Consider the following 13,697-nt stretch of genomic DNA (forward strand, 5'->3'; position numbering starts at 1 on the left):
TTTACGATGACATTTTGCCCTGTCAGACGCCGCTCGTCAGAGTCCGGCACATGCCCGACGCCTCTTCGTTACGATCAATACATCAGGAACAGCCTTCAAAGGCGACGTTCCCAGTCGCGCGTGGTCGATGTCGTGACACTCTGAGGACAGAGGCATTCAAACACGGAAGTAACGCGTCCTGTGACGGGACGTCTGGAGATCAGGGATGAACTGCAACGTTTCACGCATCGTCTTAGGAGGCCTACTCGGCCTGGGAATGCTCACCAGCTCCGCACAAGCCGGCGGGAAATGCTACGACTGCCTTCTGAAGAAGTTTCCCCCCGGACTGCCATGCTTCTTCTACCCGCACCACGGCGTCGTCTGCGAACCACCGCGTAAGGACTACAAGCCTTACACCTACGAATGTGCCACGAAAAACCCGCTGCTGTATTACGGGCCATCTGGTCCATTGATGCGGCCACTGCAGGTTTATGTTCCGCCGATGCTCCCCGAAGCGTCTTATTGCCCCGAAGGTGAAATGGGATATCCGATGAGTACGCCGCTGGCTCCCGTGCCCGAGTCCGGTGCTCATCATCCCCTGAATTGATCGCCCAGAGAGCAGGCTGTTCGTTTCTCGCTCGAAATTCGCATTAAAAAATGCGGATAACGGGTGAATGCACCACTGGCACCTGCTTTGCATTATGGTCGTAGCGTCAACACATGGTCCATTGAAAGGAACCACATGAGTACGCTGCGAAACCATGCCTCCAAATTATTCCTGGCAAGTCTGTGCCTCACCGGTCTGACCTTCTCATCAGGCTGTGAACGTAAGGTTCTCGATATCGAGGGTCCTGGCGGTTCGGGGATCGAAGTCAAAGAGAACCCAATCACCAACGAGAAAAAGGTGGAAGTTAAGGGAGACGACGACACTCCCCCACCGGTCGTCGTGCCAGAACCAGCACCTGCCCCCGTTGATTAACATCCTTGCGGCATAAATGAATGATCCCTTCTCCACGAGGCGACTCGAGGGGGAGGGATTTTTTCGTTGATGAGACGAGGTCTGCTCCCTTCCCCAATTTGACCACCACCTCCGTCGCTGATAGCATCCGACCTGGATGTTTCGACTTGCACACAGGAGGTTTCTATCATGGTCAGAGTTCTGCTCACACTCTTCATCGCGCTCTCATTCACCCTCATCACCGGCTGCGAAAAACCCGCGAACGCTCCCAGTAAACCCTCCGAGTCCGTCCCTCCTGAACCGTCCTTAGGCGAGCCACAAAACTCGACGTCAACCGCGATACCCGAAATGTCCTCCTCGACCGGGGCGAACACACCAGCTGCCGACCGCGCCACTATCTATTCTGTTGAATCCGTCACCGGCTCCCTCAAAGACGATACGGCGACCATCATCGCCAAAGGGACCGTCACCAGCGGCGGCTGGACTAACCCCGACATCCACGCCGTCACTTACATCCAGCCACCACCCGACGGCATCTGGGACTATATCTTCACCGCCCAACGTCCCACCGGCATCGTCACCATGGCCTTAGCCCCGATCGAAACGAGTCCCATTACCATCGAAAGCGCCAAGAGCAAAAAAGGGATCCGCGTCACCACCAACGAAAACTCGTTCACCCTCCGCTTCCTTCAGGAATCTCAGTCACTCCCCAAGCCCGTCGATGCCGTCACGATCAAATCTGCCAAAGCCGAAGGGAACACTCTCGTACTCGACGTCTCCTACACCGGCGGTGATCACGACAATCACGAATTCGAACTCCACTGGAACGGCATCTCCACTCGCAGCATGCCGCCACAAATGAACTTCTTCCTGACTCATAAAGCCCAGGGCGACACCGCCAAAGCCATCATCGACAAACCCATCCACTTCGCCCTCCCAGCCTCCATCGCCCCGGCTGTCATCCGAATAAGATCGACTGAAGACGGTGAACCCACCGAAGTCAAACTCGAAGCTGCTTCCAAATAAGCGTTGCCCTCAAAATTATCCCTTCTCCCTTGAGGGGAGCCGCATTCGTCCCTTCTCCCTTGAGGGGAGCCGCATTCGTCCCTTCTCCCTTGAGGGGAGAAGGTGGCGTCGCTTCGACGACGGATGAGGGTGGGGCATAGGCACTAACCACCCCTCAATCCTCGATCGACTCCAGCCACTCTCCCCGGGTGGCCCAGCCGTTCATGTCTGGGTGAGCGCAGCTCACAAGAAGCGTCACCATACGCGTCCAACCCCAACTCCCCGCCCCATCATGCCCACTCCCCGCCTCGCCGATCCACAACAGCGCAAAAAAATCGCGTGAGGCAATCACAACATCGGATCACCCCACGCTCATTGAGAAAGGACTCGCAGAGTCCAAAGATCAGGCTTGATTCAAAGTCGAGTGCTTCTTGTCGATCAATGTGCCGGCTTCTCAGTCTTCACATCCGCCTCCCCAACTGGCTTCTTCTTCCACGGCGGCAGTTCAACCTTCGGCGGGACTAGCGGACACAAGTACGACCACGTCTCGCTGAACTGTTCTTCGCCATCTTTCAGGCCGATTCGCAATTCAATCGGACCTTCCTTCGTTGGCTTGACCGTCATCTTGGCCGTCCACACCCCTTTGTCACTCTTCTCGCATTTGTTCTCGGTGACGGCGGCACGGATCGACAGAATCTGAATCACCGGTGGCTTCGAAGCATCCCGATAATCGAGTCCCGGACCATTGAAATCAACTTCCAGGAAGATCGTTCCATCAGCATCCCGCGTCACGCGATGAGCGACGGCCTTTGCTTTATCATGCTCCGGGCGATCACCCAGGAAGTACGAGATCTGGTAGCTCAACTCAATCGAAGAACCGGGCTCGATCTTCTTCTCTGGCACCCACCACGCTGCGATGTTATCGATCCCCTCGTGAGGAGCATCGAGTTCGAGCAGTTCCAGCCGACCCGCTCCCCATTCTGACTTCGGCTCAATCCACACGCTTGGTCGCATGTGATAAAGAGCCTCATCATCGAGATAGCTCTCTTTGCGTGTATCGCGCTGAATCAGTCCAAAACCCTTGAACGAATTCTGGTAAGGCAGCTGCACGATCGATGGATAGGACTGCTGATTCAAAGCCCGCCATAACCACTTCCCATCCTGCTCGAGGACCTGCAATCCATCAGAATCGTGAACTTCCGGACGATGGTCGCCTTCCGGCCCCTTCAGCCCATCACCCCACAACCACATGCTGCTCATCGGAGCAATTCCGACCTTCTCAGGTACCTTGCGGAAGTACAGCGTTTCATGCACATCGATCGTCGTCGCGACATTCCCAGCCGTCATCAGGAACTCGTAGGCACCACTGACACTCGGGCTGTCCATCAACGCGAAGACCTTCAACGTCGTATCACCCGGCTTGGGCTTGACGATCCAGTATTCGCGGAAAATCGGAAACTCTTCTACTTTTGGCAGTCCGCAATCCAGAGCCAATCCACGGGTCGAAGTTCCCAGGATCGTATTGGCAGCACGAGCGCGAAAGTAACTCGCCCCCACGAAGCTGAAGATCTCCTGCAGCTGGATTTCTCCGGGGAAAACCGTCTTCACGCGAAAGCCCGCGAACCCCAGGTCATCCGGGATGGACAGCTTCGCTGCATCACCCAGGTAGTGAAAGTAGTTCTTGGAAAACGGGAGAGACTTTGATTTGGCGTCCGAGACAATGTTCAATTTGACATCATCAACCGCGACATAGCCTTTGTGGTAGAAGCCGAGACGGAAGGGCAGAATCGTATCGTTCCAGATTTCCTTGCCATCCGTAAAGCCAATGTGTCGAAACTCGTCGTACGTCATGTCCTTCAGAAACTGCGGTATGACCGGCTGAGGAACATAGTCCTTTCCAGCGGTCGCTTTGGCGAGGGTCTGAACGTCCGCATAAGACGCAATGTTCGGTTTCTCTTGAGCCATCACCTCTCCAAAAGAGGTCAACAGGCTGATCATCAGCATTACCGCAACAAGAAGACGTGAGCAATTCATCATTCTGGGCATAAAGTGTCAGAGCGCTCGCGAAAGAAAGATGGACAGGAAATAGTTCAGGCCAACGGACAACGACTCATCACTGTGCAACCAGTGAACGCAATCACTCCGATGACCGATATAGCGTATCGGCACGGCAACCAACGTCAAGCAGAGACCCAATTTCCCGGAACTCTCCTAACCAATTCGTCCCCTCCAATCAACACCTCGCGATTCGACTTGGCATCTAGAATTCAAAAACTTCCCGATTCCCGCCCCCCAAAATGCTCATTCTTGTCCCGCCCCTTCTCCCGTAGAAGCATTTTCAAACAAGACGAACACCCTGAAAGCCCCCATGGACCTCACCTCCGCTCACCCCTACTGGCTTCTCAACAACGGCCTTCTCCACAACTACCCCCACCTTGACCGTCACCTCGAAGCTGACGTCACCGTCATCGGCGGCGGCATCACAGGTAGCCTCATCGCCCACAAGCTCACCGAGATCGGCAAGAAAGTCATCGTCCTCGACAGACGAGATATCGCCCTCGGCAGCACCGCCGCCTGCACAGCTCTCCTGCAATACGAGATCGATCTCTCCCTCGTCGACATGGCCGAAAAAATCGGTCTGGAAAACGCAAATCGCGCCTACCGATTGTCTCACTGGTCCATCGACGAACTCGCTCGCATCTGCACAACGCTCAATCCCAGCGTCGGCTTCGAAAAGAAAACCAGTATCTACCTCGCGGACACCAAAGACGCTGCAGAACACCTGCATCGCGAGTTCATCGCCCGCGACGCGATCGGACTTGATGTCGAATTCCTCGACAACACCCAGATCCAAAACCGCTTCCCCCTCAAAGGCACCGCCGCCCTCGTCACGAATCAGGCCGCGACCTGTGACCCTCACCGCCTCTGTCACGAACTCCTTCAAGCCGCCATGTCCCAAGGCTGCCAGGTCTACGACCGCACCGAAATGCTCAAGCTCGAAACCCGCAACGACAAGCTCGTGATTCGCACCAACCGTGGCTACGACATCACGACAACCGACATCGTCATGGCGACCGGCTACGAAGCCTCCGACATGCTCAAAGAGAAAGTGGTCGACCTCGACTCCACCTATGCCCTCGTCTCAGAACCTCTCGACCAGTCATGCCCCTGGAACAAAGACTGGATCCTCTGGCAGGCGCAAACCCCGTACCTCTATCTGCGACTCACCCCCGACGGCAGACTGATGGCCGGCGGCGAAGACGACGAATTCCAGAACCCGACCTTACGCGACGCCAGCCTTCCCTCGAAAACCAAAACGATCCAACGCAAACTCCACGACCTCCTCCCCGGCATGGTCTGGGAACCCGAATTCTCCTGGGCGGGCACCTTTGGCAAAACTCAAGACGGCCTCGCCTACATCGGCATTCCCGAAGAACACCCTCACATCTACTTCGCATTAGGCTTCGGCGGCAACGGCGTCACCTTCAGCTGCATCGCCCGGGATATCATCGCCGCCGAACTCCAAGGCAACCCCCACCCCGACGCCGACCTCTTCCGCTTCGGGAGATAGACAACCCCCACTTCCTGCTCCCCTTGGAAGTCAGGATGCAGAAGAGAGGCGGCGCCCGGTTACCATTCCTTACCAATAGCGCGATCACCTCCACGGCATCAAATCCTTACGACACCTTCACTTTCATCACGACACATCCTTTCCTACCCGCAATATCTCCCATCCCGTTCAGGACATCATAATTTGAATTCTGAGCTGATGAAATCCCCAGATAAACGGGTGCAGAACTCAAAAAGCGGAACTCAAGCTCAATGGTCGTCTGTCGTCCACGTGTGACGCTCACACTTCTCGCGATCTCATTCCCGTTTGCATCAAACAAACGCAACAGCGGCGTTACGTCACGAGTCGTTCGCTGGACAACGATCTTCAACGTCTTCCCAACTTGAGGCTGGACTCGCTGAAGCTTCACATCTGTTGTTGTCTCCAGATTGACTCTCCGTGTTCCGACCTTCAAAACAGGCTTATTGGCAACATCACTGATCTGGTCGTCATGATCAATCGTTATGCCGAAGTTCAATCCCGTTCGTTGCTGATTCGCAGTCAATGGAATGTTCTTGTGCTGCCCTCCACTTCGATCACTGAATGCACCTCTCACCGCAGGGGTGACGCCGGAATCGACTGCAACTCTCAATGAGTTCACTTGACCGGCAGCCAGGCCATCAATTGTGTAGCGCCCATTGGCATCAGTTCGATCCGAGGCTTCTCCTTGAGTAATCTTAAGTGACCATCCCAGCAAAGTTCCCGTTCCATCAATGCTCCAGAACTCGACCTTCCATTGTCCGTTTGCGCTCAGCCCATCCAGGTCACTTAATTTACCGAGGGGTTGATAAGTCCCGGAATAGTTTCCCATCGTTTCGGTGAGCGAAATCTTCGATGCGGCCTCATCATCGAACACCGTCGGATTAAAGACGTTCTGTGAGTTGGCATCTTCGCTGTACATCGAATCGAAAATCAAAATCCGTTTTCCCGATGGATGAACCAGCGAAATCTGCAATCCATTGAACGTATCTCCTGCTACCATTGAAAGATTCAGGTCGATGTCGAGAATTTGTCCTGAAGTTCCACTGATATTGAGGACGGATGTGTTCGTAATGATGGTCGCGTCTTCTGGATCGATCAGCAGAGACTTTGGTGTATCGGCCGACGTGTAGGTCGTCGTCTGAGTATCGAGTTGCCCATTGTTGTTCGAGTCGACCCATACCAACGCATCAGCCACTGCATGATCGCGTCGGTTCTGCTGACCATTCCTGTTCGCATCCTCAAACACAGTTCCCGACAGCGATGCTGACAACAGCACCCGTCCTTCAAGAGCGTGTGATGCACTCTGCTTTAATGACAAGGAACGTCGGCGTTTTACTCGCCGAAACACGCCTTGAATAGAATCGATGAAAGCCAGTTGCTGCTGAGCCGGACGATCTTGATGCATACATTCCCTCAATGTTCCAGTGATGGGGCCAACCGAATCAATCAAAGCATATCGATCTGTTTCCGAATTAACAATTGTCTATCTTCCAAAGCTTGCACAGGCGACTCGGAGACGGGAATACAAGGATAAAGACAACTTTATCTTGACTTTACTTCCTGCTCATCGGACACGTTAGAATGAAAACACCACGACAAAGATGTCATACTCGCACCACCTGATATCGCCCCCATGAGCATCCGCATCCTCGCCATCGAAGACGAAAAACCGATCGCCGACTTCCTCATCCGCGGCTTGACTGAAGAAGGCTATCAGGTCGAGCATGCCCCCGATGGTCAGTCAGGCTGGCTTGCACTTCAGCAACAGACTTGGGACCTCGTCCTCCTCGACTGGTGGCTTCCCGGCGAAGACGGCATCAACCTTCTCAAACGCTTTCGCACACGTAACCGCACGACACCTGTCCTCTTTCTCACCGCCCGCGATGGCATCAACGAGCGGGTCAACGGCCTCGACGCCGGTGCTGACGATTACCTCACCAAACCCTTCGCCTTCGAAGAACTCCTCGCCCGCATCCGGGCCTTACTTCGACGTCCCACCCAATCCGATTCCCTCCATCTCGAATTCAGCGATATCAAAGTCGACCTCGCCCGCCAGTCTGCCACCCGTACCGGAGAACCTCTCGACCTGACCGCCAAGGAACTCTCGCTGCTTATTTATTTCCTGCGCAATCCCCATCGCGTCCTCACCCGCACCCGCATCTACGAAACCGTCTGGGACGAAAACTTCGACGGCCTCTCCAACACCCTCGAAGTCCATGTGAAAGAGCTTCGTCGCAAACTCGAGAAACTCGGCCCACGAGTCATCAGCACACGACGAGGCCAAGGCTACATTCTCGAGGAGTCAAGCACATGCTCCGACGCATGACACTGACGACTCGCGTCTGCGCCTTCTTTCTGGGCATCCTCGCGCTCTGCTTTGGCGTCTACTCCATCATCTTCTACGGTATCGCTGCTCATCACATTCGCTATGAGTTCGATCACGAACTCCACTCGGCACTCAGTTCACTGGCAGCCGCCGTCGAAGTCGAAGAGACCGAAGCCAAATGGCAACCCCTCGAGCACGCGATCTCTCTGGGCCCGAACCAAGCCGCTGATAACATCGCCTGGCTGGTCCTGGGCGATCAAAACCAGATCGTCGAACAATCGACCAATTCGATCAGCGATCTCTACGAAACCGCCAAACGACTCTCCGCCAGCCAGCCACTCCCTTCGCATGTCTTCTCACTCCGCGAACCCCATAACCATCGGGACTACATCTACGAACGACTCCGTGCCCCGAAACCCGAACGCGAAGACCGCCAGCCCGATGAGTTCGACGAACTCCTTATCATCGTCTCACGTTCCACCATTCCGCGCGATCAGGTTCTTTATCAACTCGCGATGCTCGTCACATTCGTTCCATTGATTGTTCTTGCCATTGTCGCCATGCTTGCTCGCTGGGTGGTCCAGAAAGCCCTCCGCCCCGTTCACGACATGGCCAGCCAGGCCCAGTCCATCCAGGGCAGCGACTTCAATCAACGCCTCAATCTCCCGCCCTACAACGACGAACTCACCAACCTCGGCTACGCGTTCAACCAACTCCTCGACCGCCAGCAACTCGCCTTCGACCAGCAACGACGCTTCGCCGGCGACGCCGCTCACGAACTCCGCACACCGCTGACTGTCCTGCTTGGCCACATCGACGTCACCCTCCGTCGTCAACGTAGCACGGATGAATACACCAGTAACCTCCAACTCCTCCGCAACCAGACGGTCGACCTCCAGCGAATCGTCGAATCTCTACTCTTCCTCGCCCGCGCCAACAACGACTCCATTCCGCCTCAACTTGAAGACATCTCACTCCATCACTGGCTCACCACCTACTGGCAGAGCAGGGCGGACACCACCCGTCGCAGCGACCTCCACCTCGACAATCAGATCCCGACCTCAACCATCATCCGCGCGACCAGCCCACTCCTCAGCCGCATCGTCGATAACCTGGTCTCCAACGCCATTAAGTACACACCCCCCGGCTCAAAAATCACTCTCACCGGCCGCGTCGAAAATCACTCCGCCATCATCTCTGTCATCGACGAAGGCCCCGGCATCCCCGACGCAGACCTCCCTCACATCTTCGAACCCTTCTTCCGCTCCCACACCTCCACCATCCCCGGCACCGGCCTGGGCCTCGCCATCGCCCAACGCATCACTCACGTCCTCGGCGGCACACTCACCGTCACCAACAACACCCTCAAAGGCAGCACCTTCACTCTCATGCTGCCTGTGAGATAGCAAAAACACTTCCCTGTAAGATCAAGTCCCGCGCTCAAACCCTTTATTTGGGTTTCGAAACATCGACGATAATCTTCCGGCCTTCAACCGTCGTTGCGTACGGAATCGTCACTTTCGAAAGAACCTCCTCCAGACTGGCTGATGTTGCATACATCCCGATAATCACCTTCTCCTTCGGCATGAGAATACCCTGCTTTTGGCCTGGAACCGTCACCTTTTCTGCAAATGGAAGAATCGAGGCTTTGTCTATCCAGTTCACGAAATCGATGCGGATGACTTTGTTTTCACCATGATTCTGCAGGAACCGTAGCATGGTCGTATCGAGTTGGTCAGTCATGGAAGACGAGTATGTCGGCTGATTGGCATTGGAGATCGCATAAGATTGATCCGGGAATAGCTTTTGACGTTCGGCGATATCAGGCCGGAACTGATTGGTCGTAATTTGAGGTAATTCAAGGCGACGGACGTTTGCTTTCAGGTCATCCACGATCATCTGCATTTCGGGCTTTTGCTTGACGGAATTGTCGACGGTCCCCCCCTGGAATGCGAAGAAGCTGAGATATTCATTGTGCAACTTCTCAAACTCTCGACAATTTGACATCAATGATGCATTCTTCGCCTTGGCATCCAGTGTTTCTCGTTTGAACGTCAGAAATCTTTTATCGAGTTTTTGTGCGACTGAATAAGCCGATTGATAGTTCTTACTGATCAATGCCTGAGCAAGTTCGCTGGCCAGTTGACGGACATCTTTCAAGTATGCAGCATAGAGTTTTTGTCCCTCATCAGTTGCTGCGGGAATCTCCTTTATTGCAGCGGATCTCAGCTGAGTTACTTCGCCTAACCGACTCATAACAATCTGCGTTGTTCTCATCAACTCGGGTGCTTTGGCTGGATTGCTGCTCGCCAGCATCTCCATGACCTTCTTCCCGTTGGCCGCCATCCGCGTTTTAATATCAGCAATTTTTACGTCGAAATCCAACGAGACTTTCAGTTGCTCGATTTCCTCTTTCGTTATTGGTCCCTGTCGGTAAAAGCGAAGAACGAATTCCTCCCCTTTCTCCAAGCTCTCCGCGAAGATACTGCCGACTTTATCCGGCTCGTTATTTGCGATGATCTGATCCATCCTGTCGATCATATCGAGCTGAAAGTTTAGCTCATCTGCCATGATTGATCGATGGCTGTCTCCCAGACCGAGGGCACTTGTCGCGACACCAGCAAGTGGCTTCATGCCAGGTCCAGACATGATCACCACGCCAACAATGACAACAGCCAGCACACCGCCGCCGATTGCAAATGGTAACCATGCTGGCGTTGACGACTTCTTCTTACGCGTTTTCTTGGTGTTGCTCCCGCTACTCTTCACATCACGAGCTTCAGCTCGACGTGGCTTGGACGATGACGAAGTCCGCTTAGGTCTCGGAGGCAAAGAATTTGACATCGAATCGCTTTAATCTATTCAAGGTCAGCGCCACCAGGGGTGCACTGATCGGTACAGGAAAACAAGTGGTTGTCGTGACAGGCCGTCAGTATACAAATAAACGACAGGCACGTGCAAAGCAGAGCAATGCCTACTCTACAGACATAACTTCCCAATCGTCTTATCCACAGACATCTATGCGACCACTCTGAGTGAATGCGTGAAGCAACTGACATTGAACGAGACATCGATTCTCATTCTTTCAGCGACACGAACTCCTCCTCACTTTCAAAATAGCCTATGAGATCGTTTGGCAGATCCATCAAAGCAGAAGTCCCGATGAAGACAACCACACCCGCCAGCACATGCCCTAAGCGGACAAGAACGATTGCCGCCGTCAGAATGAACTCTGTATCTCCCTTGGAAAGCAAAACAGTTTTTTCAGAACTCATTTTGATCGGGAAACTTCGGAACAAGTGCTTCCGGCCCCATGAAATAGCTCACCGCGATGGTTGGAAGCGAGAAGAGCAGAAACTGGAAGGCAAAAACAGCCACTATCGCAAGCAGCAATCTCTTCCAGCCTGCATTCTGAATTCGGAAATACTCTTTGGCATCAGGCCAGAGAAAGGTAGCCAGAATGATCATCACGACAACGATGCTACCAATCTGGAAGCCGGTCACCATCCCGATCGGAGCCTGTGCCGGCAAAACCTGCCATTTCAATTGAATTGCAGCGATCCCATAGAGAGTTGTGAGGATCGCGATGAAACTACTCGCCACCGTGTACCACCATGACCACTGATAGCCTTTGAGATACGAGACCGCCAGAGCAATGACGAGGCTGATAATTCCCAAGTACATTGTGCCAGTGACAATCGCCAACACCGGGTTTCCTCGCATCACCGCGAGAATTCCAAATAAGCCCAGACACATAAACGCAGCGATGACAAAATACAGATAAGCAAGAACCTTGACTCCTCGTGGAATCTTGCCTCGAACTTTCTTGTCGAGAGCGAGCACATCGGCCTGACAATGAGGACAGACCTTGGCTTTCATGTCGATGGATTCGCCACAGCCTGGGCATTCGCGATCATCAACAATAGCAGCCATCGGTTCGTAATAGTTGACTGGGTCGATCATCGTTTCTTTTCATTCGTGAGGTTAACTGTTCGCGAGTGTCCTTATTCAATATCAAGGTTCACACCGTGTCAAACATTCACCCTGCACAGCACCCTCTTTTTACAAACTTTTGCTCCTCATGCCCTCACGCTCGATCGACTTACTTCTTCGCTTTCACGGCCTGCCCCGCACAAATCGCCGCAAACCAGCGAGGAATAAAACGCGGCCCCTCCGTCAGCAGCTTGTTCTTGAAGCCATCCACCACAAGACTCTTCTTACGATCCAGCCCCTTCAGCGCCGTCGCCACAACCTGCTGGACCGTTCGTACCCCACCAACCGCGGCGTTCTGAGCTGAAGCACGTTCGAAGAGCTCTGTCTTCGTCGTCCCCGGACACAGACCCAGCACGCGGACATTGCGACCTCGACATTCTTCCCACAACGCCACCGAGAACGAAATCACAAACGCCTTCGTTGCCGCGTAGGTCGTCAGCAGAGGGATCGGCTGGAAGCCTGCAATCGACGCCACGTTGATCACGCCCCCCATGCGACGATCGAGCATCCCCGGCAGGTAGATGTGAGTCAGGTCGACCATCGCAGTGATGTTGACCATGATCTCCTTATGTTCTTGAGCAGGATCGATCGTCTCGAACGGGCCATACGTCATGAAGCCGGCGTTATTAATCAGCAGGTCGACTGTGACGCCGGTCTTTTTGACCTCCTCGGCGAGTTCCGTCGCTGCGGTATCTCGACTCAGGTCGCAGCCGATAACATGGACCTGAGTTCCATGCTTGGTCCTGAGGTCACTGGCGATCACGTTCATCTTGTCAGTATTGCGAGCCACGAGGACGAGGTTCATCCCTCGTGCTGCAAGGACTCGCGCGAACTCTTCGCCAATACCAATCGATGCGCCAGTAATGAGAGCCGTGTGACCGCGATAAGGAAACATGTCGTAGAGCCGTCCTGAATGGTTGAAGCAGACAACTTGAAGAAATCTTCCGCTGAAGATTACTTCAAACGCCCGCTCAAACCAACCGACGCAAGGGGAAGACTTCGACATTCACTCCTGGACTGGCCACCACATGCACCGGCTCTCCGCTGACTGGAATCCCCGCCGCATCAAGCAATGACTGCTCGCAATGCTCAAGGGTGGCTTCTTGCAAAGCGTAGGGAAGATGATGCACATGCCCCTGATAGAGCCCGCCGCGTGGTGATTGAGCATAAAGAATGTACCGCTCGATCAAAAAGTGATCGAGCGTCCCCGGCTCAGCGCAGGGCAGGGGACTGCCAAGGCGGGCTGCACAGTTCAATTGACCGATCGTCTGATTTTTACGTTGACTGGAGAACGCCCAGTAATCCGTCTCGATCCGCGACATCATCTTCGCGTCATAGTAACTCAAATACCAGAACCACCGCGCCAGCTTGACGGCAATCGGATTCGAAGCATCCAGACTGAAAAACCAGACCCCCGGATCGCGTCCCTGGTAATGTACATACGTACGAACGTTGGTCTCAAGAAACGCAGAAATCCCACGCACCGCCGGCGACCACCACGGCCTCACTCCTGACATCTCAAAAGGGACCAACCCGATCCATGCATCCCCGTCCCAGGTATCAAGAGTCAATTGAGCCGGTATCAAAGGAGCAACAAGTTCCACTGGAACACGCCAGTGAATAAACAGCAGATTCGACCACCGATGATAACCGACTAGCGGATAGCGTGGCCGAAGCGTCGGAGTCATTCGATCAATGGAAAGTGTCGTCATAGCAATGAGCATTCACATGCATTCGTAAGGTGCCGGTGAGTCTTCAAACCGCACCAGATCGACACCCGACGTTTATTTAGACTTTGGTCGCGAATTGGATGCGGTTCACAAAACCTCACCAGCACCGTACTA

General features: G+C 54.1%; 13 protein-coding genes. 6 read left to right on the forward strand and 7 right to left on the reverse strand.

The features are described from left to right. Window positions 1–205 precede the first annotated feature (205 nt). The 3 genes from SH248x_RS09910 (at window position 206) to SH248x_RS09920 (ending at window position 1,963) form a co-directional block, all read left to right on the forward strand. A complete protein-coding gene (locus SH248x_RS09910) occupies window positions 206–586 on the forward strand; it encodes a hypothetical protein (protein WP_459558377.1) in 381 nt (126 codons plus the stop codon). A 135-nt stretch (window positions 587–721) separates the two neighbouring features. Continuing rightward, the gene (locus tag SH248x_RS09915) at window positions 722–958 is read left to right on the forward strand and encodes a hypothetical protein (RefSeq protein ID WP_459558378.1); all 237 of its coding nucleotides are present in this window, start codon (window positions 722–724) and stop codon (window positions 956–958) included. 168 nt (window positions 959–1,126) lie between these two features. Further along, the gene (locus SH248x_RS09920; protein ID WP_459558379.1) at window positions 1,127–1,963 is read left to right on the forward strand and encodes a hypothetical protein; all 837 of its coding nucleotides are present in this window, start codon (window positions 1,127–1,129) and stop codon (window positions 1,961–1,963) included. Window positions 1,964–2,380: 417 nt separating this feature from the next. Here the strand turns inward: SH248x_RS09920 and SH248x_RS09925 are convergent, their stop codons facing one another. Continuing rightward, window positions 2,381–3,907 (reverse strand): OpgD/OpgG family glucan biosynthesis protein, encoded by a 1,527-nt coding sequence (locus SH248x_RS09925; RefSeq protein WP_459558380.1) that lies wholly within the window; start codon window positions 3,905–3,907, stop codon window positions 2,381–2,383. A gap of 403 nt (window positions 3,908–4,310) precedes the next feature. On the opposite strand from SH248x_RS09925, the gene SH248x_RS09930 reads away from it, so the two are divergent. Next, window positions 4,311–5,513 (forward strand): NAD(P)/FAD-dependent oxidoreductase, encoded by a 1,203-nt coding sequence (locus SH248x_RS09930; RefSeq protein ID WP_459558381.1) that lies wholly within the window; start codon window positions 4,311–4,313, stop codon window positions 5,511–5,513. A 106-nt stretch (window positions 5,514–5,619) separates the two neighbouring features. Here SH248x_RS09930 and SH248x_RS09935 read toward each other — a convergent pair whose 3' ends face one another. Further along, window positions 5,620–6,939 (reverse strand): hypothetical protein, encoded by a 1,320-nt coding sequence (locus SH248x_RS09935; protein ID WP_459558382.1) that lies wholly within the window; start codon window positions 6,937–6,939, stop codon window positions 5,620–5,622. A gap of 228 nt (window positions 6,940–7,167) precedes the next feature. On the opposite strand from SH248x_RS09935, the gene SH248x_RS09940 reads away from it, so the two are divergent. Next, complete coding sequence (locus SH248x_RS09940) at window positions 7,168–7,860, forward strand: response regulator transcription factor (RefSeq protein ID WP_459558383.1); 693 nt, start codon at window positions 7,168–7,170, stop codon at window positions 7,858–7,860. Beyond that, on the forward strand, window positions 7,845–9,266 hold the full coding sequence (locus SH248x_RS09945; protein ID WP_459558384.1) for a sensor histidine kinase: 1,422 nt from the start codon (window positions 7,845–7,847) through the stop codon (window positions 9,264–9,266). The genes SH248x_RS09940 and SH248x_RS09945 overlap by 16 nt, the downstream gene beginning before the upstream one ends. A 43-nt stretch (window positions 9,267–9,309) precedes the next feature. Here SH248x_RS09945 and SH248x_RS09950 read toward each other — a convergent pair whose 3' ends face one another. From SH248x_RS09950 to SH248x_RS09970, 5 genes are all read right to left on the reverse strand, one after another. Continuing rightward, window positions 9,310–10,704, reverse strand: coding sequence for a hypothetical protein (locus tag SH248x_RS09950; protein ID WP_459558385.1), 1,395 nt, complete (start codon window positions 10,702–10,704; stop codon window positions 9,310–9,312). 233 nt (window positions 10,705–10,937) lie between these two features. Beyond that, entirely contained in the window at window positions 10,938–11,135 is a 198-nt protein-coding gene (locus SH248x_RS09955; protein ID WP_459558386.1) for a hypothetical protein, read from the reverse strand. Continuing rightward, a complete protein-coding gene (locus SH248x_RS09960; protein ID WP_459558387.1) occupies window positions 11,125–11,823 on the reverse strand; it encodes a hypothetical protein in 699 nt (232 codons plus the stop codon). Before SH248x_RS09960 ends, SH248x_RS09955 begins: the two co-directional genes overlap by 11 nt. 139 nt (window positions 11,824–11,962) lie before the next feature. Further along, complete coding sequence (locus tag SH248x_RS09965) at window positions 11,963–12,748, reverse strand: SDR family NAD(P)-dependent oxidoreductase (RefSeq protein WP_459558388.1); 786 nt, start codon at window positions 12,746–12,748, stop codon at window positions 11,963–11,965. Window positions 12,749–12,824: 76 nt separating this feature from the next. Beyond that, window positions 12,825–13,577 carry a YqjF family protein gene (locus SH248x_RS09970; protein ID WP_459558389.1) on the reverse strand — a complete coding sequence of 251 codons (753 nt, stop codon included), beginning with the start codon at window positions 13,575–13,577 and terminating at the stop codon, window positions 12,825–12,827. Between the last annotated feature and the right edge of the window lie 120 nt (window positions 13,578–13,697).

Origin of the sequence: Lacunimicrobium album (assembly GCF_052161635.1) — a bacterium.
In the GTDB taxonomy this organism is placed as follows: Bacteria; Planctomycetota; Planctomycetia; order Planctomycetales; family Planctomycetaceae; genus SXPC01.

What these genes read in the sequence shown, in the direction of transcription:
- SH248x_RS09940 (WP_459558383.1), top strand. Translation starts at nt 7,168, where the DNA reads ATGAGCATCCGCATCCTCGCCATCGAAGACGAAAAACCGATCGCCGAC.
- SH248x_RS09950 (WP_459558385.1), bottom strand. Translation starts at nt 10,704, where the DNA reads ATGTCAAATTCTTTGCCTCCGAGACCTAAGCGGACTTCGTCATCGTCC.
- SH248x_RS09915 (WP_459558378.1), top strand. Translation starts at nt 722, where the DNA reads ATGAGTACGCTGCGAAACCATGCCTCCAAATTATTCCTGGCAAGTCTG.
- SH248x_RS09935 (WP_459558382.1), bottom strand. Translation starts at nt 6,939, where the DNA reads ATGCATCAAGATCGTCCGGCTCAGCAGCAACTGGCTTTCATCGATTCT.
- SH248x_RS09955 (WP_459558386.1), bottom strand. Translation starts at nt 11,135, where the DNA reads ATGAGTTCTGAAAAAACTGTTTTGCTTTCCAAGGGAGATACAGAGTTC.
- SH248x_RS09910 (WP_459558377.1), top strand. Translation starts at nt 206, where the DNA reads ATGAACTGCAACGTTTCACGCATCGTCTTAGGAGGCCTACTCGGCCTG.
- SH248x_RS09970 (WP_459558389.1), bottom strand. Translation starts at nt 13,577, where the DNA reads ATGCTCATTGCTATGACGACACTTTCCATTGATCGAATGACTCCGACG.
- SH248x_RS09945 (WP_459558384.1), top strand. Translation starts at nt 7,845, where the DNA reads ATGCTCCGACGCATGACACTGACGACTCGCGTCTGCGCCTTCTTTCTG.
- SH248x_RS09960 (WP_459558387.1), bottom strand. Translation starts at nt 11,823, where the DNA reads ATGATCGACCCAGTCAACTATTACGAACCGATGGCTGCTATTGTTGAT.
- SH248x_RS09965 (WP_459558388.1), bottom strand. Translation starts at nt 12,748, where the DNA reads ATGTTTCCTTATCGCGGTCACACGGCTCTCATTACTGGCGCATCGATT.
- SH248x_RS09920 (WP_459558379.1), top strand. Translation starts at nt 1,127, where the DNA reads ATGGTCAGAGTTCTGCTCACACTCTTCATCGCGCTCTCATTCACCCTC.
- SH248x_RS09930 (WP_459558381.1), top strand. Translation starts at nt 4,311, where the DNA reads ATGGACCTCACCTCCGCTCACCCCTACTGGCTTCTCAACAACGGCCTT.
- SH248x_RS09925 (WP_459558380.1), bottom strand. Translation starts at nt 3,907, where the DNA reads ATGGCTCAAGAGAAACCGAACATTGCGTCTTATGCGGACGTTCAGACC.